At 72.0% G+C, this 19,388-nt stretch carries 19 protein-coding genes; 15 read left to right on the forward strand and 4 right to left on the reverse strand.

What is annotated here, in order from left to right; genetic code table 11:
• The first annotated feature begins 83 nt into the window (after window positions 1–83).
• Together OQ02_RS20630 and OQ02_RS20635 are read left to right on the forward strand one after the other, a co-directional pair.
• On the forward strand, window positions 84–782 hold the full coding sequence (locus OQ02_RS20630; RefSeq protein WP_081915791.1) for a ferritin-like fold-containing protein: 699 nt from the start codon (window positions 84–86) through the stop codon (window positions 780–782).
• Between the two features lie 39 nt (window positions 783–821).
• Entirely contained in the window at window positions 822–1,052 is a 231-nt protein-coding gene (locus OQ02_RS20635) for a DUF3107 domain-containing protein (protein WP_033440133.1), read from the forward strand.
• Window positions 1,053–1,141: 89 nt separating this feature from the next.
• On the opposite strand, the gene OQ02_RS20640 is transcribed toward OQ02_RS20635, so the two are convergent.
• Window positions 1,142–1,438 (reverse strand): DUF4873 domain-containing protein, encoded by a 297-nt coding sequence (locus OQ02_RS20640; RefSeq protein WP_033440134.1) that lies wholly within the window; start codon window positions 1,436–1,438, stop codon window positions 1,142–1,144.
• On the reverse strand, window positions 1,438–2,184 hold the full coding sequence (locus OQ02_RS20645) for a TetR/AcrR family transcriptional regulator (protein WP_081915792.1): 747 nt from the start codon (window positions 2,182–2,184) through the stop codon (window positions 1,438–1,440). The genes OQ02_RS20640 and OQ02_RS20645 overlap by 1 nt, the downstream gene beginning before the upstream one ends.
• A gap of 65 nt (window positions 2,185–2,249) precedes the next feature.
• On the opposite strand from OQ02_RS20645, the gene OQ02_RS20650 reads away from it, so the two are divergent.
• Together OQ02_RS20650 and OQ02_RS20655 are read left to right on the forward strand one after the other, a co-directional pair.
• Complete coding sequence (locus tag OQ02_RS20650) at window positions 2,250–3,149, forward strand: AurF N-oxygenase family protein (RefSeq protein ID WP_033440135.1); 900 nt, start codon at window positions 2,250–2,252, stop codon at window positions 3,147–3,149.
• Window positions 3,122–4,030: an alpha/beta fold hydrolase gene (locus OQ02_RS20655; protein ID WP_051772575.1), complete on the forward strand. Its 909-nt coding sequence runs from the start codon at window positions 3,122–3,124 to the stop codon at window positions 4,028–4,030. Before OQ02_RS20650 ends, OQ02_RS20655 begins: the two co-directional genes overlap by 28 nt.
• A gap of 90 nt (window positions 4,031–4,120) precedes the next feature.
• Here the strand turns inward: OQ02_RS20655 and OQ02_RS20660 are convergent, their stop codons facing one another.
• Entirely contained in the window at window positions 4,121–4,768 is a 648-nt protein-coding gene (locus OQ02_RS20660) for a TetR/AcrR family transcriptional regulator (RefSeq protein ID WP_033440137.1), read from the reverse strand.
• Between the two features lie 139 nt (window positions 4,769–4,907).
• Between OQ02_RS20660 and OQ02_RS20665 the strand changes: the two genes are divergently transcribed.
• The 3 genes from OQ02_RS20665 (at window position 4,908) to moeZ (ending at window position 8,328) form a co-directional block, all read left to right on the forward strand.
• Window positions 4,908–5,891: an alpha/beta fold hydrolase gene (locus OQ02_RS20665; RefSeq protein ID WP_033440184.1), complete on the forward strand. Its 984-nt coding sequence runs from the start codon at window positions 4,908–4,910 to the stop codon at window positions 5,889–5,891.
• 90 nt (window positions 5,892–5,981) lie between these two features.
• Entirely contained in the window at window positions 5,982–7,022 is a 1,041-nt protein-coding gene (locus OQ02_RS20670; RefSeq protein WP_033440138.1) for a DUF3152 domain-containing protein, read from the forward strand.
• 133 nt (window positions 7,023–7,155) lie between these two features.
• Complete coding sequence (moeZ, locus tag OQ02_RS20675; protein ID WP_033440139.1) at window positions 7,156–8,328, forward strand: adenylyltransferase/sulfurtransferase MoeZ; 1,173 nt, start codon at window positions 7,156–7,158, stop codon at window positions 8,326–8,328.
• A 62-nt stretch (window positions 8,329–8,390) separates the two neighbouring features.
• Here the strand turns inward: moeZ and OQ02_RS43900 are convergent, their stop codons facing one another.
• Window positions 8,391–8,705, reverse strand: a complete 315-nt coding sequence (locus OQ02_RS43900) for a hypothetical protein (protein WP_156077170.1) — start codon at window positions 8,703–8,705, stop codon at window positions 8,391–8,393.
• Window positions 8,706–8,819: 114 nt separating this feature from the next.
• Here OQ02_RS43900 and OQ02_RS20680 point away from each other — a divergent pair, with 114 nt between their 5' ends.
• The 8 genes from OQ02_RS20680 (at window position 8,820) to OQ02_RS20715 (ending at window position 19,356) form a co-directional block, all read left to right on the forward strand.
• On the forward strand, window positions 8,820–9,617 hold the full coding sequence (locus OQ02_RS20680; protein WP_081915793.1) for a TIGR02569 family protein: 798 nt from the start codon (window positions 8,820–8,822) through the stop codon (window positions 9,615–9,617).
• A gap of 152 nt (window positions 9,618–9,769) precedes the next feature.
• Complete coding sequence (locus tag OQ02_RS20685; RefSeq protein ID WP_051772576.1) at window positions 9,770–11,743, forward strand: molybdopterin oxidoreductase family protein; 1,974 nt, start codon at window positions 9,770–9,772, stop codon at window positions 11,741–11,743.
• Window positions 11,740–13,182 (forward strand): FAD-dependent oxidoreductase, encoded by a 1,443-nt coding sequence (locus OQ02_RS20690; protein WP_033440142.1) that lies wholly within the window; start codon window positions 11,740–11,742, stop codon window positions 13,180–13,182. Before OQ02_RS20685 ends, OQ02_RS20690 begins: the two co-directional genes overlap by 4 nt.
• A 100-nt stretch (window positions 13,183–13,282) precedes the next feature.
• Window positions 13,283–14,635, forward strand: coding sequence for an MFS transporter (locus OQ02_RS20695; protein ID WP_033440143.1), 1,353 nt, complete (start codon window positions 13,283–13,285; stop codon window positions 14,633–14,635).
• A 119-nt stretch (window positions 14,636–14,754) separates the two neighbouring features.
• On the forward strand, window positions 14,755–17,265 hold the full coding sequence (gene nirB, locus OQ02_RS20700) for a nitrite reductase large subunit NirB (protein WP_033440144.1): 2,511 nt from the start codon (window positions 14,755–14,757) through the stop codon (window positions 17,263–17,265).
• A complete protein-coding gene (gene nirD / locus OQ02_RS20705; protein WP_033440145.1) occupies window positions 17,262–17,582 on the forward strand; it encodes a nitrite reductase small subunit NirD in 321 nt (106 codons plus the stop codon). The genes nirB and nirD overlap by 4 nt, the downstream gene beginning before the upstream one ends.
• Entirely contained in the window at window positions 17,579–18,694 is a 1,116-nt protein-coding gene (locus OQ02_RS20710) for a uroporphyrinogen-III synthase (RefSeq protein WP_033440146.1), read from the forward strand. Before nirD ends, OQ02_RS20710 begins: the two co-directional genes overlap by 4 nt.
• The gene (locus OQ02_RS20715) at window positions 18,691–19,356 is read left to right on the forward strand and encodes a sirohydrochlorin chelatase (RefSeq protein WP_033440147.1); all 666 of its coding nucleotides are present in this window, start codon (window positions 18,691–18,693) and stop codon (window positions 19,354–19,356) included. Before OQ02_RS20710 ends, OQ02_RS20715 begins: the two co-directional genes overlap by 4 nt.
• Window positions 19,357–19,388 lie beyond the last annotated feature (32 nt).

The raw sequence follows: 19,388 nt of genomic DNA on the forward strand, positions 1-19,388 counted from the left end.
GTCCGATCGTGCTGGAACGCGAGGTCGAGTGCGGTTCCGCGTGCCTGGGGTGTTGCGCACGACACGCGACTAGGCTCGTGGGCATGAGCGACCCAGGAGTGGATCGAGCGGCGGGTCAGGCGGTTGCGGTGGGTGGGGAAGGCCCGTTGGCCGAGGGCATCGTCGACCTGCTGGGCGCGCTCGCGTACGGCGAGCTGTCGGCGTTCGACCGGATGGCGGAGGACGCGCGCAGCGCTCCCACGCTGGCCGGGCGGGCCGCGTTGGCGCAGATGGCGGCGGCCGAGATCGGGCACTACGCGCTGCTGGAGCAGTACCTGGCCGACCGCGGTCACTCGCTGGAGGAGGCCATGCGGCCGTTCGCCTCGGGGTTCGACGCGTTCCACGCCTCCACCGCGCCGCGGTCGTGGTCGGAATCGCTGGTCAAGGCGTACGTCGGGGACGCGCTGGCGGCCGACTTCTACCGCGAGGTCGCGGAGTGGCTGGACGAGCCGACCAAGCAGCTGGTGCTCGCGGTGCTGGCCGACACGGGGCACTCCGCGTTCGCCGAGCGCGAAGTCCGGGCCGCCTGCGACGCCGACCCGACGTTGCGCGACCGGCTCACGTTGTGGGGTCGCCGGCTGCTCGGCGAAGCGTTGACGCAGGCCCAGTACGTGGTCGCGGAGCGGGACGGGCTGGCCGAGCTGATCGTGCGCGGCTCGGGCGACCTGGCGGGCATCGCGGCGCTGTTCCGCCGGCTGCAGCAGAGCCACACGAGGCGCATGACGGTGCTCGGGCTCGGCTAGGGTTGGTTCGAAAGCATCCAACGCCGCACGGAGGTCAGCGTGGAGGTCAGGGTCGGGATCGCGGACAGCCCCCGGGAGCTCGTGGTGTCCAGCGGGCTCACCCCCGAAGAGGTCGAGTCGCAGGTCGCGGACGCGCTGAAGGCGGGGACGGGCCAGCTCGTGCTGGTCGACCAGAAGGGTGCCCGCTACGTGGTGCCCGCCGCGCGCATCGCGTACGTGGAGATCGGTCCGAGCGACGCCCGTCGGGTCGGCTTCGTCTCCGGCGGCTGAGTCCGGCGGTCCCGGGCGACCGGGCGAGCGGCTCCGGAACACGAGAAGGGGCACCCGATCGGGTGCCCCTTCCGCATTTCCCGCCGAGGTCAGCCGACCGTGAACGGCGGGGTCGAGATCCCCGCCACCCGGTAGCGCGACCAGGGGTCGGGGTCGGTCAGCGAGCCGGTCGCCGTGCCGTCGGGCGTGCGCAGCAGCGCGGTCCGCGCACCGCCCTCCACCAGCTCGGTGACCTGCTCGTTGGCGCCGACCCGGCCGTACCAGTGGTAACGGCCGTCGATGGGCTGGAAGTAGCCGCGCAGCTCGACGTCCACCGGCACCTCCCGCTCGTCGAACACCAGCACGGCGGTGCCCGTGTACCCGTCCTCGTGGTGCTCCTCGGACATCAGGCCTCCTCGGCGTCTGCATCGGGGGCGACGAGCCGCAGGTGGGGCTCGTCGAAGGGATCCGCTCCCGGGAAGTCCATGGTCAGCGGCGCGTCCGGGTCGAGTTCCACGCCCGCGGAGCGGAGCAGGCCGTCGATGGCGTGCCAGATGATCGTGGTCAGGTAGCCGCTCAGGCTGGCCCGCGTCATCGACTGCCGGTCCAGCCACCAGTCGCCCGCGTTCTGCACCATGCCGACCAGCGCGTGCGCCCACGGCTCGGCGCCGCCGGAGTCCATCCCGAACCCGCGCAGGTAGTCGCCGAGCAGCCGGGCCAGGGCCGCCGCGATCAGCTGCTTGTCCTGGTCGACCACGTCCTGCTCGACCGGCCGGTCGGTGAACGACTTGCGCACCACGAACCGGTACAGGTTCGGGTGCTCCTCGATCACCGACAGGTACGCGTCCACGATGCCCTTGATCCGGACGCGGAGCGGGCCGTCCTGGCCGATCGCGGGGCCGAGCCGGTCCATCAGCATCTCGGTGCCGCGCTGGCCGACCGCGAGGTACAGGTCGGACTTGTCCGCGAAGTGCCGGTACAGCACCGGCTTGCTGACGCCCGCCTCGGCGGCGATCTCGTCCATGCCCACGTCCGGGCCGTGCTCGGCGATGGCGCGGACGGTCGCCTCCACGAATTCGGCGCGCCGCGCCTCGCGGTGCCCCTTCCACCGCTCGCGGCGCGCGTCCGTCCCGCCCTTGACAGTTCGAGCCATGTCACGCACGCTACCAGAAGTAACCGTTACCTCAAGTTACACATACTCGAACGGGGAGGGACCCGATGACCCGGACCTTGAAGGTCGCGGATCGCGAGAAGACCGCCGAGCGTCTGCTCAACTCCTCGGCCGACAAGTTCTACGACCCGGAAGTGGACATCGACTGGTCCGCGCCCCTGGTCGACGGCCTGCGGTACACCCCCGAGCACCGGTGCTCGCTCTACGGCACCGAGCTGTGGGACCGGATGAGCCCGGAGCAGCGGATCGACCTGTCGCGGCACGAGGTCGCCAGCATCGCCAGCGTCGGCCTGTGGTTCGAGATCCTCCTGATGCAGATGCTGCTCAAGGAGGTCTACCGCTCGGACCCGACGACCAAGCACGCGCAGTACGCGCTGACCGAGATCGCCGACGAGTGCCGGCACTCCACCATGTTCGCGCGGATGGTCGAACGGATCGGCTGCCCGCCGTACGGTCCGAGCCGGCGCGTCTACCACCTGGGCAAACTGCTGCCGGTGATCGGCTACGGGCCCGCCCTGTACGGGTCGATCCTGGTCGCGGAAGAGGTCCTGGACCGGTTGCAGCGCGAGGCGATGGTCGACGAGACCGTGCAGCCGCTGGTGCGCATGGTCAACCGCATCCACGTGCTCGAAGAGGCACGGCACGTGCGGTTCGCCCGGGAAGAGGTCGTCCGGGGCATGGCGAAGCTGACCAAGAAGGAGATGGCGTACCAGCGGTGGCTCATCGCGACGACGTCGATGTTCATCACCCGGTCGATCGTCAACCCGGAGGTCTACGCGGCCGTCGGGCTGGACAAGGACGAGGCCTACAAGGCCGCGGTGACGAACCCGAACTGGCAGGAGACGATCCGCTGGTCGGGTGAGCGGATCATGAAGTTCCTGGACGAGGTCGACCTGATCGGCAAGCCGGGGATGCGGGCATGGCGCCGGTCGTTCCTGCTCGGGTGAGCGGCCGGGCGGCACCGCCGTGGGCGGTGGACCACCGGTTCGTGACGTCGGACGGCACGGCGCTGCACGTCGTGGACACCGGGCCGCGGGACGCGGAGCTGACGACCGTGCTGCTGCACGGCTGGACGTTGGACCACACGTCGTGGGACCTGGTGGCCGAAGGGCTGCCGGGCCGGGTGCTGCGGTACGACCACCGGGGTCACGGCGGGTCGGGGCCCGCGGCGAACGGGTCGGCCACCGTGGCGCGGTGCGCGGACGACCTGGCCGAGCTGATCGCGGCACGCGTGCCGACCGGCCGGATCGTGCTGGTCGGGCACTCGATGGGCGGCATGACGATCATGGCGTTGGCCGAGCAGCACCCCTCGCTGCTCGGACGCGTCGCAGGCGTCGTCCTGGTCGCCACCTCTTCGGGTGAACTTGCCGGGTCGACGCTCGGCCTGCCCGACGCGGTGGGCCGGGCCGTCGCGGCAGGGGAGAAGGCCGTCAACCGGCGGATCGCCCGGTTGCGCCGGGCCGAGCTGCTGCGCCGCACGGAGATCGCCCGGCCGGGGCTGCGGTGGCTGCTGTTCGGCAAGCGGCCGTCGTGGCGGCACGTCGCGTCGACGGCGGACATGGTCGGCCGGTGCCACCCGGTGAGCATGGTCGGGTTCCGCGACTCGCTGAACGGGCACGACCGGCGCGCGGCGCTGGCCGCGTTCGCCGACGTCCCGGCGGTGGTGCTGGTGGGGACGGAGGACCGGCTCACGCCGTTGTCGCACGCCAGGGTGCTCGCCGAGGAACTGCCGCACGCCGAGCTGGTGATCTACCTGGGCGCCGGCCACATGCTGCCGTTCGAGCGAACCGCCGAAATCACCGGCCACGTCCGCGCCCTGTTGCGCTGAACCTGCGCTGAAGGAGCTGCGCTGCACCGGACCACCACGCGGGGCCGCCTCCCAGGCGGCCCCGCCCGCCGTCTGCGGAGCAGCGGCAATTCAGTGCTGCAGGGGGAAGCCGCCGCCGATGCCCCGCCAGGCGAGGTTCGAGATCAGGGCGACCGCGTCCTCCTTGGCGAGCTGGCGGTCGTCCGCGAGCCACGCACGTGCCGTGACCTGCGACAAGCCGACCAAGCCGACCGCGAGCAGCCGGGCCCGGTGCTCGTCGAGGCCCGCGTCGGCGGTGATGGTGTCGGTGATGGCCTCGACGCTGTCCGTCGTCGCCCGCTCGACCGCGCGCGCCACCGCGGGCTCGCTGCGCAGGTCCGACTCGAACACCATCCGGAACGCCTGGCCCTCGCCGTCCACGAAGTCGTAGAACGCGGCGACCGCGGCCTTCACCCGCTGCTTGTTGTCCGTCGTGGACGCCAGCGCGCCGCGCACGCGGTTCACCAGCTCGTCCACGTGGGACTCCAGCAGCGCCATGTAGAGCTCGAGCTTGCCGGGGAAGTGCTGGTAGAGCACCGGCTTGCTGACTCCCGCGCGTTCGGCGATCTCGTCCATCGCGGCGGCGTGGTAGCCGTTGGTCACGAACACGTCCTGCGCCGCGGCCAGCAACTGGGCACGTCGAGCGGTGCGTGGGAGCCGTACACCCCGCCCCGCCGCGCCGCCGTGGTGCCCGACCGCAGTCTGGGCCGTCTCCGTCATGGTGCCTCCAGCCAACCAACTCATCGCGGAACCGGAAAGGGGTTGCCCCTCACGGCTCGTCGGCAACCTTACTCGCTGGTAGCAGTGTTGCGGGAAAGCTTCCCGTTTCGTAGGACGTTCGAGCAGGCATCCTGGGGTGGTGACCGAGACCCTGGAGGCGCGCCGAACCGCCATCACCCACGTGCCCCTGTCCACCGCGCCACTACCTCCGCTGGACACAACGATCGAGCCGTGGCCCGGTGACTACGTCGAGATCAGCGGTCACCGGGTGCACGTCCGGCGCACGCCCGGACCGACCGGGTCCACCGCCGTCTACGTGCACGGACTGGGTGGCTCGTCGACGAACTGGACCGACCTCGCCGCGCAGTTGCGCGGGCACGTCGACGGCCACGCGCTCGACCTGCCGGGGTTCGGCCGGTCCGAGCCGATCGACGGCTACGACTTCCGGATGGCCACCCACGCGCGGGTGGTGGTCGAGTACATCGAGTCGCTCGGTCGTGGGCCGGTGCACCTGTTCGGGAACTCCATGGGCGGCGCGATCACGTTGATGGCCGCCACCGCCCGCCCCGACCTGGTGCGCACCCTGACCCTGGTCTCGCCCGCCGTGCCGGACCTGCGGCCGAGCCTGCGCCGGGTGTCGGACCGGCGGCTGCCGCTGGCGTTCCTGCCGGTCGTCGGGTCGCGGGTGCGGGAGCAGTTGGCCGCCGTGACGCCGCGTGAGCGCACTCACCAAATGCTCCGGCTGTGCTTCGCGGAGCCCCATTCCGTACCACCGCACCGCATCGCGCAGAGTGACCACGAGTACACCGAGCGGTCCGCGCAGGCGTGGGCGGGCAACGCGCTGAGCCGCAGCACGATCGACCTGATCCGCACGTGGCTGGTGCCGAGGTCGAAGTCGATGTGGCTGCTGCCGCCGAAGATCGCCGCGCCGACGCTGGTGGTGTGGGGGACCGAGGACCGGCTGGTCAGCGTGCGGAAAGCGCCCAGGGTGGCCAGGCTGATCCCGCGCGGGAGGCTGCTCGTGCTGCCGCGCACGGGGCACGTGGCGCAGATGGAGCGGCCGGTGTCGGTGGCCCGTGCCGTGGTGGGCATGTGGGAAGCGGTCGAGCGGCAGGAGTGGTGACGACCGGTGACGTCGGCCGGTCGGCCCGCCGGTGACGCGCTGGTCACGTGGAATCCGACATGGGGGTGTGGTTGTGGCACCCTGGTTGCCGTGAACCGGACGTCGCAGGGCGAGCGTGACGCGCCGCCGTCCGCTGATGACCGGCCGCCCCCGGCCGAAGACCGCTATCGCCGCGGTGCGCGCAGGACCGGCGCCGAGCCGCTGGCCGCGTCCTGGGAACCGGCCGGCCCCAGGCACCGCAAGCGCCGCAAGGGCGTGCGCGGGTTGATCACGAGCTACGGCTGGCGGATCTACGCCGTGCCCGTGCTCCTCGTGCTGACGGCACTGGTCGTGCTGGACACCGCCGCGCCGACGAACGGCGACGAGCTGGCCGGCGCCCCGACCGATGCCGGCACGGGCGCACCCGCGCCGACGAGCGCCTCCGGTCCGCCCGAGGCCACCGAGAAGCCGCCGCCCGAGATCGACTTGAAGAACTTCCCGACGGCGCAGCTGCCGGACGGCCCGAAGTTCTCCGAGCAGGGCGCGGGCACGTTCGCGGTCATCCCGGGCACGACGCCGCAGACGGGCAACGGGAGGCTGTACCGGTACGCCGTCGCCATCGAGGACGGCGTCGAGCCCGGCGACTACGGCGGTGACCGCGAGGCGTTCGCCCGGACGGTCGACGGCTTCCTGGCCGACCCGCGCAGCTGGGTCGGCACCGGCACGGCCGCCCTGCAGCGGGTCGCGGCCGAGGGTGACGACGTCGACTTCACCGTCGCCCTGACCACCACGAACACCTCGCACGCGCTGTGCGGGTTCTCCATCCAGTTCGAGGCGTCGTGCTGGCACCGGCCGAGCGGTCGGGTGATCATCAACACGGCCCGCTGGGTGCGCGGTGCGAAGGCCTACGGCAACGACATCAGCGGCTACCGGACGTACGCCATCAACCACGAGGTCGGGCACGCCCTGGGCAACCCGCACGTGGGCTGCGCGGTCGAGGGTGGGTTCGCCCCGGTGATGATGCAGCAGTCGTTCGGCGTGGCCAACGACTACGTCGCGCAGCTCAACTCCGTCCCCGGTGGCGACCGCACGGCCGTGGCGGCCGACGGCAAGGTGTGCAAGCCGAACCCGTTCCCCGTCGCACCCCAGTAGCCGCAGTAGCCGCAGCAAGCGCGGGTGGGACAGCCGCGTCCCGCGCCTTGGGACGACTTCCCATCGGGGAAGACGGACGGGCAGGCTGGCGTTGTCCGTCTGTACAGGACATGTTTCGTCGAGGAGGACTCAGATGGCGCTTCCGCCGCTCGTGGAGCCCGCAGCGGAGCTGACCAAGGAGGAAGTCGCGCGGTACAGCCGCCACCTGATCATCCCGGATGTCGGGGTCGACGGGCAGAAGCGGCTGAAGAACGCGAAGGTCCTGGTCGTCGGCGCGGGCGGGCTGGGCAGCCCGGCCCTGCTGTACCTGGCCGCGGCGGGTGTCGGCACGCTGGGCGTGGTCGACTTCGACATCGTCGACGAGTCGAACCTCCAGCGGCAGGTCATCCACGGTCAGTCCGACATCGGCAAGCCGAAGGCCGAGTCGGCGCGGGACTCGGTGGCCGAGATCAACCCGTTCGTGAAGGTGGTGCTGCACCAGACCCACCTGAACTCGGAGAACGCGCTCGACATCTTCCGGGACTACGACCTGATCCTGGACGGCACGGACAACTTCGCCACCAGGTACCTGGTCAACGACGCGGCCGTGCTGCTCGGCAAGCCGTACGTGTGGGGCTCGATCTTCCGGTTCGAGGGCCAGGTCAGCGTGTTCTGGGAGGACGCGCCGAACGGCCAGGGCCTGAACTACCGCGACCTCTACCCCGAGCCGCCGCCGCCCGGCATGGTGCCGTCGTGCGCCGAGGGCGGCGTGCTGGGCGTGCTGTGCGCGTCGATCGGCTCGATCATGGTGACCGAGGCGATCAAGCTGCTGACCGGCATCGGAGACCCGCTGCTGGGCCGGCTCATGGTGTACGACGCCCTGGAGATGTCCTACCGGACCATCAAGATCCGCAAGGACCCGGAGAGCATCAAGATCACCGAGTTGATCGACTACGACGCGTTCTGCGGTGTGGTGTCGGACGACGCCCAGCAGGCCGCGGCGGGCAACACGATCACGCCGCTCGAGCTGAAGCAGAAGCAGGACGGCGGGGAGGACTTCCTCCTGGTCGACGTCCGCGAGCCGCACGAGTACGAGATCGTGAAGATCCCGGGCTCGGTGCTCATCCCGAAGGACCGCATCCTGTCGGGTGAGGCGTTCGCCGAGCTGCCGCAGGACAAGCCGCTCGTGCTGCACTGCAAGTCCGGCGCCCGCTCGGCGGAGGCGCTGGCCGCGCTGCACAAGGCCGGGTTCAAGGACGCCGTGCACGTGGGCGGCGGCGTGCTCGCCTGGGCCCGCGAGGTCGACCCCTCGCTGCCGACGTACTGATCCACGACCGACGCCGGGGCTGCCTTCCGAGGCCGCCCCGGCGTCGTGCTGTCACGGCTCGCTCACCTCGGCCAGGAACAGCAGCAGGCCGGTGGCGCGGTGGTGGACGGCCATGATCTCGACGTGCGCGTTCTCGTCCAGCACGAGCCGCCTGTCGACGTCACGGCGTCTTCGCCGGCCGCGATGGCGAGCAGTTTCGCCGTCCGCTCGACGTCGGAGCCCAGCACCCTGGCCACGGCGACTCCCGTGTCCTCGCCCGCCACGCCGGTGGCGCCGCACAGCGCGGCGGCGACCGGGAACGGCGACCAGCACCGGTTGCCGGTGGGCAGCTTGCGGTGCAGGGCTAGCGCGAACGCGGCGTGCGTGGCGTCGGTCACAAATGACTCCCCGTGCGAGACCGCATTATTGCGGTTAGGCCGAACGCGTGGACACCACGCGTTTCGGCGCCGGAGGTCCACCAACGGAAGGCCTCGTGCAGGTAGCGTGCCGGCGTGACCCCATCTCCGGAGCCGCCACCGTCGCACGTGCGCGCCGCTTTCGGCGCGCGGGACGCCGAGCCGGAGTTGATCGACGGCGGTCCGGTGTGGCGGTGCGGTGACGCGGCCATCCGCCCGGCGGGCAAGCCGGCCGAGGCCACCTGGGTCGCCAAGACGCTCGACACGCTCGACGTCGAGAACCTGCGCGTCGCCCGCCCCCTGAGGTCGACCGACGGCCGGTACGTCGTCGGCGGCTGGGCGGCGACCAAGTACCTGTCCGGCCGGGCCGAGCCGCGGCACGACGAGGTCGTGGACCTCGCCGTGAAGCTCCACCGGGCGACCGCCGAGCTGACCAGGCCGCGGTTCCTCGACGCGCGCACCGACCTGTTCGCCACCGCCGACCGCTGCGCGTGGGACGAGGAGCGGGCCGACCTCGACCCGGACCTCGGTGGCCGGCTGTTCGAGTTGTGCGCGGCCTACCGCAAGCCCGTCACGCTCAAGCCCCAGGTCGTGCACGGCGACCTGTTCGGCAACGTGCTGTTCGCCGGCGACGCGGCCCCCGCGATCATCGACTTCGTCGCCTACTGGCGCCCCGGCCCGTACGGCGCGGCGGTCGTCGTGGTCGACGCGATGGCCTGGGGTGGCGCGGATCACGGCATCCTCCAGCGCTGGGCGCACCTGGAGGAGTGGCCGCAGATCCTCCTGCGGGCGACCCTGTTCCGCCTCGCGGTCCACGCCCTGCACCCCCGTTCGAGCAGACAATCTCTCGTCGGGCTGGAGCGGGTGGCCGCCCGCGTCGTCGAATCGCTGTGACCTCACCCTCAGCGCGGGCGTGCTGAGCAGTCAAGTTCGCGCGGACGAAACATCCTGCGTTTTGCCGTTAACAGGGTGTTCTTACCGTCAGACGCGTGACCGACTCCCCCAGAATCGACACGCACTGCCCGTACTGCGCGCTCCAGTGCGCGATGACGATCGACAACGGCAGGGTGTCGCCGCGGGAGTTCCCGACCAACCGCGGCGGTCTGTGCCAGAAGGGCTGGACGTCGGCGGAGCTGCTGACGTCGCCCGCCCGGCTGACCACACCGCTGGTCCGCCGGGACGGTGAGCTGCGCCCGGCGTCGTGGGACGAGGCGCTGGACCTCGTCGCGGACAAGCTGCGCGAGCTGCGGGAGGTCCACGGTCCGGACTCGGTCGGCGTGTTCGGCGGCGGCGGGCTGACCAACGAGAAGTCTTACCTGCTGGGCAAGTTCGCCCGGGTCGCGCTCGGCACCTCGCAGATCGACTACAACGGCCGGTTCTGCATGTCGAGCGCGGCGGCGGCGGGCATGAAGGCGTTCGGGCTGGACCGGGGCATGCCGTTCCCGGTCACCGACCTGGACGACGCGGGCGCGATCCTGCTGGTCGGCGGCAACCCGGCGGAGACCATGCCGCCGTTCGTCCAGCACCTGCGCAACGCCGAGCTGATCGTCATCGACCCCCGCCGCACGCCCACCGCGGAGCTGGCGACGCTGCACCTCCAGCCCGCTCCCGGCACGGACCTGGCGCTGGCCCTCGGCCTGCTGCACACCGCCGTGGCGGACGGCTACCTGGACAAGCAGTACCTGGCGGACCGGACCACGGGCTTCGACGACGCGTGGCGCATCGCCGCGACGTGGTGGCCGGAACGGGTCGAGCGGGTCACCGGCGTGCCGGTCGCCGACCAGCGGGCGGCGGTGCGCATCCTGGCCGAGGCCCGCAACGCCTACATCCTCACCGGCCGCGGCACCGAGCAGCACGCCAGCGGCGCGGACACCGTCTCCGCCTGGATCAACCTGGCGCTGGCGCTGGGCCTGCCCGGCACGAAGGGCTCCGGCTACGGCTGCCTCACCGGCCAGGGCAACGGCCAGGGCGGGCGCGAGCACGGCCAGAAGGCCGACCAGCTCCCCGGCTACCGCAAGATCGACGACCCGGCGGCCCGCGGGCACATCATGGACGTCTGGGGCGTGGACGACCTGCCCGGACCGGGACGCTCGGCCTACGAACTGCTCGACGCCCTCGGTCAGCCGGGCGGCCCGAAGGCCCTGCTGGTCTTCGGCAGCAACGTGATCGTCTCCGCGCCGCGCTCGAACCACGTGGCCGACCGCCTCAAGGCGCTGGACCTGCTGGTCGTGGCCGACCTCGTGCTGTCCGAGACGGCCGCGGTCGCCGACGTCGTGCTGCCGATCACGCAGTGGGCCGAGGAGAGCGGCACCATGACCAACCTCGAAGGCCGCGTCCTGCTCCGGCAGGTGGCCGTCGAGCCGCCCGAGGGCGTGCGCAGCGACCTCGACGTGATGCAGGGCCTCGCCACCCGGCTCGGGCAGCCCGCCGAGCGGTTCCCGACCGAGCCCGAGGTGGTGTTCGAGGAGCTGCGCCGGGCGTCCGCGGGCGGTCTGGCCGACTACTCCGGCGTCACGTACGAGCGCCTGCGCCAGGGGGAGGCGCTGCACTGGCCGGTGGTCGAGGAGAGCACCCCGCGCACGTTCCTGGACCGCTTCGCCCACCCGGACGGCCTCGCGCGGTTCGTCCCGGTCGAGCACCGCGGTCCGGCGGAGGCGCCGGACGCCGACTACCCGTTGCAGGCCACCACGGGCCGGGTGCTCCAGCACTACCAGTCCGGCGCGCAGACCCGGCTGGTGCGCGAGCTGAACCAGGCCGAGCCCGAGGCGTACGTGGAGGTCCACCCGGACACCGCGGTCCGCGCCGGGCTCGGCGACGGCCGGCTCGCCGCGGTGGTGTCGCGGCGCGGCCGGACGGTGGCGCGGGTGCGCTGCGTGCCGTCGATGCGGATCGACGTGGTGTTCCTGCCCTTCCACTACGCGGGTGAGGGCCGGGCGAACCTGCTGACCAACCCGGCGCTGGACCCGACGAGCCGGATGCCCGAGTTCAAGGTGTGCGCGGTCCGATTGGAGTCGGTATGAGGAACGTTGTCATCGTGGGCTACGGCATGGCCGGGGCCCGGCTGGCCGACGAGATCCGCCGCCGCGACCCGAAGGCGGAACGGGTCGCGGTGACCGTGCTGGGCGACGAGTCGCACCCCGCGTACAACCGGGTGCTGCTGTCCAGCGTGGTCGCCGGGTCGCTCACGCCGGAGGCCGTGCGGCTGCACGAACCGGACTGGGCCGCCAGGCACCACGTCGACCTGCGGCTGGGCGGGTCGGTCACCAAGATCGACCGGACCCGGCGGGTCGTGCACGTGGACGACGACGAGGTGCCGTACGACTCGCTCGTGCTGGCCACCGGCGCGCGGTCGTGGGTGCCGCCGACCGACGGGCTGCTGGACGGCAACGGCGACCTGGCGTCCGGCGTCGTGGCGTTCCGCTCGCTGGACGACTGCGCCCGGATCGTGGCCAAGGCCTCGCCGGGTACGCCGGTCGCGGTGCTCGGCGGCGGGCTGCTCGGGCTGGAGGCCGCGCGCGGCCTGGCCGGTCGGGGCTGCCTGGTGACCGTCGTGCACCCGGTGGGGCACCTGATGGAACGGCAGCTCGACCCGGGCGCGGGCCGGGTGCTGGCCACCACGTTGCAGGGCCTCGGCATCGAGTTCCGGCTCGGCGTCCTGGCCACCGGGTACACGCCCGGCGAGGGGCTGGAGCTGAACGACGGCACGCACGTGCCCGCCGACCTCGTCGTCGTGTCGGCGGGGGTGCGCGCGGAGACCGGGCTCGCCGAGCAGGCGGGCATCGACGTCGACCGGGGCGTGCTGGTGGACGACGCGCTGCGCAGCAGCGACCCGAGGGTGCACGCCATCGGCGACTGCGCCCAGCACGTCGGCACGGTGTCCGGCCTGGTCCAGCCCGCGTGGGAGCAGGCCGCCGTGCTCGCGGACCGGCTCACCGGCGCGGCACCGGCCGCCCGCTACGCCGGTACCACCGTCGTGACCAGGCTCAAGGCCCGTGACGTCGACCTGGCCGCGTTGGGCGACGTGCACGCGGACGTCGACTCGGTGGACGACGAGGTGCTGTGCTTCCAGGACCCGGCGCGCGGCCGTTACGCGAAGCTCGTGCTGCGCGGTGACAAGGTGACGGGCGCGATCGTGCTCGGCGCGCCGGACGCGGCAGCGGCCATCACCCAGCTGTTCGACCGCGGCCTGCCCGCGCCGACCGACCGGCTCGCGCTGCTGCTGGGCCGCGCGCTGCCCGCGGAGAACGAGGCCAGCCCGGCCGACCTGCCCGCGTCCGCGGTGGTGTGCCGGTGCAACACGGTCAGCAAGGGCCAGTTGGTCAGCGCCTGGCGCGGCGGCGCGACGACCGTGTCCGCGATCGCGGAGGTCACCCGCGCGAGCACGGGTTGCGGCGGCTGCAAGGACGCCGTCTGCGGGATCGTCGACTGGCTCGCCGCCTCACAGCCCCTGTCGGCGTGATGTGCGGTGGAGTTGCCGTCGGCGACACCTGTCCGAACGTCGGGGTAACGGGCCGTTCCTACGGTTCCGGCAACGGGAAATCGGTGTCCGGGAGGGTCCAATGAGCACAGTGGTGGAGACCGAGGGCGCGACGTCGGTGGCGAAGCGGCGCGGTCGGTGGATCGACAACTGGGAGCCGGAAGACCCGTCGTTCTGGGAGACGACCGGCAAGAGGATCGCGCGCAAGAACCTGGTCTTCTCCATCCTCGCGGAGAACCTGGGCTTCACGGTGTGGAGCCTGATGAGCATCGTCGTCGTGAGCCTCGGCTCCGTCGGCTTCGGCTTCACCGTCGGCCAGACGTTCTGGCTGCTGATCGTGCCGAACCTGGTCGGCGCGGTGCTGCGCATCCCCTACACGTTCGCGGTGCCGAAGTTCGGCGGCCGGGCGTGGACCACGATCAGCGCCGGGCTGCTGCTGATCCCCTGCACGATGCTGGCGATCGCGGTGGCCGACCCCGGCACGCCGTACTGGTTCTTCCTGCTCACGTCGGCCGCGATGGGCTTCGGCGGCGGCAACTTCTCGTCCTCGATGGCGAACATCTCGTTCTTCTACCCGGAGGGCAAGAAGGGCCTGGCGCTCGGCCTCAACGCGGCGGGCGGCAACCTCGGCGTGGCGATGGTGCAGCTGGTCGTGCCGATCGTGATCTCGCTGGGCACGGGGATCAACCTGGCCTACGCGGCGCTGTTCTGGATGCCGTTCGTCGTGGTCGCGGCGGCGTGCGCGTGGTTCCTCATGGACAGCCTCACGCAGGCCAAGCCGGACGGCTCGTCGTACAAGAAGGCGATGTCGAACAAGCACACGTGGGTGATGTCGTTCCTCTACATCGGCACGTTCGGCTCGTTCATCGGCTTCTCGTTCGCGTTCCCGTCGCTGATCAAGCTGAGCTTCGTGGAGTACAAGGGCTTCGTCGCGCTGGCGTTCCTCGGCGCGCTCATCGGCTCGGTGAGCCGGCCGTTCGGCGGGTGGCTGTCGGACCGGTTCGGCGGCGCGCGGATCACCATGGCGGTGTTCCTCGGCCTGGCGGTCGGCACGGTCGGCCTGCTGGTCAGCATCGAGGTCCGGAGCTTCGCGCTGTTCTTCAGCGCGTTCATCGCGCTGTTCGTGCTGGCGGGCGTCGGCAACGGCTCGACCTACCGGATGATCCCGGCCATCTTCGCCGCCCAGACCGACGACGTGCGCTCGGCGAAGCGGCAGGCCGCAGCGGTGGTCGGCATCGCGGGCGCGATCGGCGCGTTCGGCGGCGTGCTGGTGAACCTGGTCTTCAAGTTCTCGCTGGAGGGCAGCAAGACGCTCGCACCGGCGCTGACGGCGTTCCTCGTGTTCTACGGCCTCTGCATGGCCACCACCTGGTGGTTCTACATGCGTCGCAGGGTCTTCGCGCGGCGTCCGAGCCTCGCCTACGCCGGGGTGTGACGCACACAACGCTCTGAAGTGCGGCGTGAGGCTGCTTTAACACCTGCGCAACATTCGCGACCTTGGCACGACACGGTGCCCGGTGAGCATTGACCCGGGCAGAAGGAGGGATTGGTCCCATGACGCGAACGCTGGTAGTCGCCGGTCACGGCATGGTCGGGCACCGGCTCGTGGAGGCCCTCCGCGAGAAGGACGTCACCGGTCAGTGGCGGATCGTCGTGTTCGCCGAGGAGTCCCGTCCCGCGTACGACCGCGTCGCCCTGTCGTCCTATGTGGACAGCTGGGACGCGGGATCGCTGGCCATGCCGCCGCACGACGACACCGTGGAACTGCGCCTGGGCGACCAGGTCGTGCACATCGACCGGGACGCCAAGACCGTGCGCACGGCGAGCGGGCGCGTGCAGCCCTACGACGCGCTGGTGCTGGCCACCGGCTCGGTGCCGTTCGTCCCGCCGGTGCCGGGCCGTGACCTGCCCGGGTGCCACGTGTACCGCACCATCGACGACCTGGACGGCATCCGCGCCACGGTCGAGTCGGCGCGCAGCAGCGGCCGGCACGCGGGCATGGTGCTCGGCGGCGGCCTGCTCGGGCTGGAAGCCGCGAACGCGTTGCGCGGCATGGGCATCTCGCCGCACGTGGTCGAGCTGGGCCCGCGCCTGATGCCGCTCCAGGTGGACGAGGGCGGCGCCGGGCTGCTCAAGCGACTGGTCGAGAAGCTGGACCTGACCGTGCACACCGGCACGTCCGCGTCGTCCATCGAGGAGGACCGCGGCCGGCTCATCGCCAAGCTGTCCAACGGCGTCGAGCTGGACCTGGACGTGGTGGTGTTCTCCGCCGGCATCCGCCCGCGCGACGAGCTGGCCCGCTCGTTCGGCCTGGAGGTCGGGCCGCGCGGCGGCATCGTGGTGGACAAGGCCTGCCGCACGTCCGATCAGGACATCTACGCCATCGGCGAGTGCGCCAACCTCGACGGCATGGTGTACGGCCTGGTCGCTCCCGGGTACTCCATGGCCGAAGTGGTGGCCGACCGCCTGCTCGGCGGCGACGCGGCGTTCCCCGGCGCCGACATGTCCACCAAGCTGAAGCTGCTCGGCGTGGACGTGGCCTCGTTCGGCGACGCCCACGCGAAGGAAGAGGGCGCGCTGGAGGTCGTCGTCAACGACGCCGTCGCCGGCACCTACGCCAAGCTCGTGGTGTCCGACGACGCCAAGACCCTGCTCGGCGGCATCCTCGTCGGCGACGCGTCCAAGTACGGGTCGCTGCGGCCCCTCGTCGGCCGTGCCGTGCCCGGTGACCCGGTGGCGCTGATCGGGCCGGAAGGCGGCGTCGAGCTGACGCTGCCGCACGACGCGCAGGTGTGCTCGTGCCACGCGGTCACCAAGCAGCACATCGTGGACGTGGTGAACTCCGGCGACGCGGTCGACGTCCCCGGCATCAAGGCGTGCACCAAGGCGGGCACGGGCTGCGGCTCGTGCGTGCCGATGCTGAAGAAGCTGCTGTCCGAGTGCGGTGTCGAGCAGTCCAAGGCGCTGTGCGAGCACTTCGACCAGTCCCGCGCCGAGCTGTTCGAGGTGGTCCGCTCCACCGGCACCACCACGTTCACCGAGCTGATCTCCCGGCACGGCCGCGGCCTGGGCTGCGACATCTGCAAGCCCGCCGTCGCCTCGATCCTCGCGTCGCTGGACAACGGGCACGTGCTGGAGGGCGAGCAGGCCACCCTCCAGGACACCAACGACCGCTTCCTGGCCAACATGCAGCGCAACGGCACCTACTCGGTCGTGCCGCGCATCCCCGGCGGCGAGATCACGCCGGAGAAGCTGATCGTCATCGGCGAGGTCGCCCGCGACTACGGGCTCTACACCAAGATCACCGGCGGGCAGCGGATCGACCTGTTCGGCGCGACCGTCGACCAGCTGCCGGGGATCTGGAAGCGCTTGGTGGACGCCGGTTTCGAGTCCGGGCACGCCTACGGCAAGGCGCTGCGCACGGTGAAGTCGTGCGTCGGCACCACGTGGTGCCGGTTCGGCGTGCAGGACTCGGTGTCGCTGGCCATCGCACTGGAGCTGCGCTACCGCGGCCTGCGGTCGCCGCACAAGCTCAAGTCCGCCGTGTCCGGCTGCGCGCGCGAGTGCGCCGAGGCGCGGGGCAAGGACTTCGGCATCATCGCGACCGAGAACGGCTGGAACCTGTACGTCGGCGGCAACGGCGGGTTCACGCCCCGGCACGCCGACCTCATCGCGTCCGATGTGGACACCGATACGCTGGTCAAGCTGATCGACCGGTTCCTGATGTTCTACATCCGCACGGCGGACCGGTTGCAGCGCACCTCGACCTGGATCGAGTCGCTGGAAGGCGGGCTGGACCACCTGCGCGACGTCATCGTGGACGACAGCCTCGGCATCTGCGCCGACCTGGAGGCCGCGATGGAGAAGCACGTGGACAACTACGCCGACGAGTGGCGCGGTGTGCTGGAGGACCCGGAGAAGCTGTCCCGCTTCACGTCGTTCGTCAACGCGCCCGACACGCCGGACCCGACGATCTCGTTCCGCGAAGAGCGCGGCCAGAAGGTGCCGGTCCTGTTGGGTGTGCCCGCTTTCGGCGCGGCGGAGAGTCCGGAGGTTTCCCGATGACACCTGTGTGCGAGTTGAGCGCCCTGCGCCCCGACCAGGGGGTGGCGGCCCTGCTCCCCGACGGTTCCCAGGTGGCGGTGTTCCTGACCTCGGCGGGGACCGTGCACGCGTTGGGCAACATCGACCCGTTCAGCGGGGCCGCGGTGCTGTCGCGCGGGATCGTCGGCGACCGGGGCGGCGTGCCGGTGGTCGTGTCGCCGGTCTACAAGCAGGCCTTCGAGCTGACCACCGGCAAGTGCCTGGACGACCCCTCGACCGGGGTGCCGGTGCACCCGGTGGTCGTGCGCGACGGCGTCATCCAGGTCGGGTCACCGTGAACGCCGCCCCGCTGGCCGGGTACACGGTCGGTGTGACCGCCGCCCGGCGGGCCGACGAGCTCTCGGCCCTGCTGGAGCGCAAGGGCGCGACCGTGCTCCAGGGCCCCGCCATCCGGATCGTGCCGCTGCCCGACGACGCGGAGCTGCTGGCCGCGACGCGGGCCGTGGTGGAGGAGCCCGTGGACGTCGCCGTGGCGACCACCGGCATCGGCTTCCGCGGGTGGGTCGAGGCGGCCGAGGGCTGGGGCCTGGGCGCGCGGCTGCTGTCCCGGCTGTCCGGGGCGCAGGTGCTGGCACGCGGGCCGAAGGCTCGGGGCGCGGTGCGCGCCGCCGGTCTGGTGGACGCGTGGTCGCCGGAGAGCGAGAGCAACGCCGAGCTGCTGGACTACCTGCTGCGGGCCGGCGTGTCCGGCAAGCGCATCGCCGTCCAGCTGCACGGCGAGCCGCTGCCGGAGTTCGCGTCGACGCTGCGCGCGGCCGGTGCCACGGTCGTGGAGGTGCCGGTGTACCGGTGGACCGGGCCGTCCGACCCCGCGCCGCTGGAACGTTTGCTGGAGGCCGTGCTGGCGGGTCAGGTGGACGCGCTGACGTTCACCAGCGCCCCCGCCGCGGCGTCCGTGCTGCGGGTCGCGGGCGCGTCGGGGAAGCTGCCGGAGCTGGTTTCGCTGCTGCGGCGGGAAGTCCTGGTGGTCGGCGTCGGCGCGATCACCGCCGGGCCGCTGGTGGCCGTCGGCATCCCGGTGGTGCAGCCCGCTCGGGCGCGCATCGGCGCGTTGGCGCGTGAGCTGACCCTCGAACTCCCGGCGCGGGCGACCAGGCTGCGGATCGCCGGCCGTGACGTCGAACTGCGCGGTCAGGCCGTGGTGGTGGACGGCGAGCTCCGGCCCGTCCCGCCCGCGCCGATGGCCGTGCTGCGCGTCCTGGCCGCCGCCCGTGGCCGGGTGGTGTCCCGGCGCGAGCTGCTGGCCGCCCTGCCCAGCGGCGGCGAGGAGCACGCCGTGGAAACCGCGATCGGCCGGCTCCGGACCGCGCTCGGCGAGCCCCGCATGGTGGCGACGGTCGTGAAGCGCGGATACCGACTGGCCATGGACCCCGCCGGAGTGGCTGTATGACGCTGGTTCTCGTCGCGCACGGCACCCGTGACCCCGCCGGGGCCGTGGTGGTGGAGGAGATCGCTTCCCTGGTGAGCGCCCGGCTCGGTGGCGTGCCGGTGCGCGTGGCCTACGCCGACGTGCGCCAACCGGACGTCACCACGGTGTTGTCCTCGATCTCCGGCCCGGCCGTCATCGTGCCGGCGTTCCTGGCCGCCGGGTACCACGTCCGGGTGGACATCCCGGCGCAGGTCGAGGCGTCGGGCCACCGGGACGCGGTGATCACCGATCCCATCGGCCCCGCGCTGCTGCCAGCCCTCCTCGGCCGGCTGGCGGAAGCCGGCTGGACCCCGGGCGACTCGGTCGTCCTGGCCGCCGCCGGTTCGTCCGACCCGCGCGCGCTGGCCGACGTCCGCGCGGTCGCCACGGCGCTGTCCCACCGCGTCGGCCCGGTGACCATCGGCTACGCCGCCACCGCCACCCCGCGCATCGCGGACGTCGTCGCCTCCGCGTCCGGCCGCGTGGCCGTCGCCTCCTGGCTGCTGGCCCCCGGCCTCTTCCACCGGGCCGTGGTCGCCTCCGGCGCGGCGGTCGTCGCCGCACCCATCGGCGCCCACCTGCGCGTCGTCGAAGCCGTCCTCCTCCGCTACTACGAGGCCCGCTGCTTCCAAGACGTAGCGTGAGTCCTACGTTCGCGCCCCGTGAGTCGTCCCTT

Source organism: Saccharothrix sp. NRRL B-16314, from assembly GCF_000716595.1.
Taxonomy (GTDB): domain Bacteria; phylum Actinomycetota; class Actinomycetes; order Mycobacteriales; family Pseudonocardiaceae; genus Actinosynnema.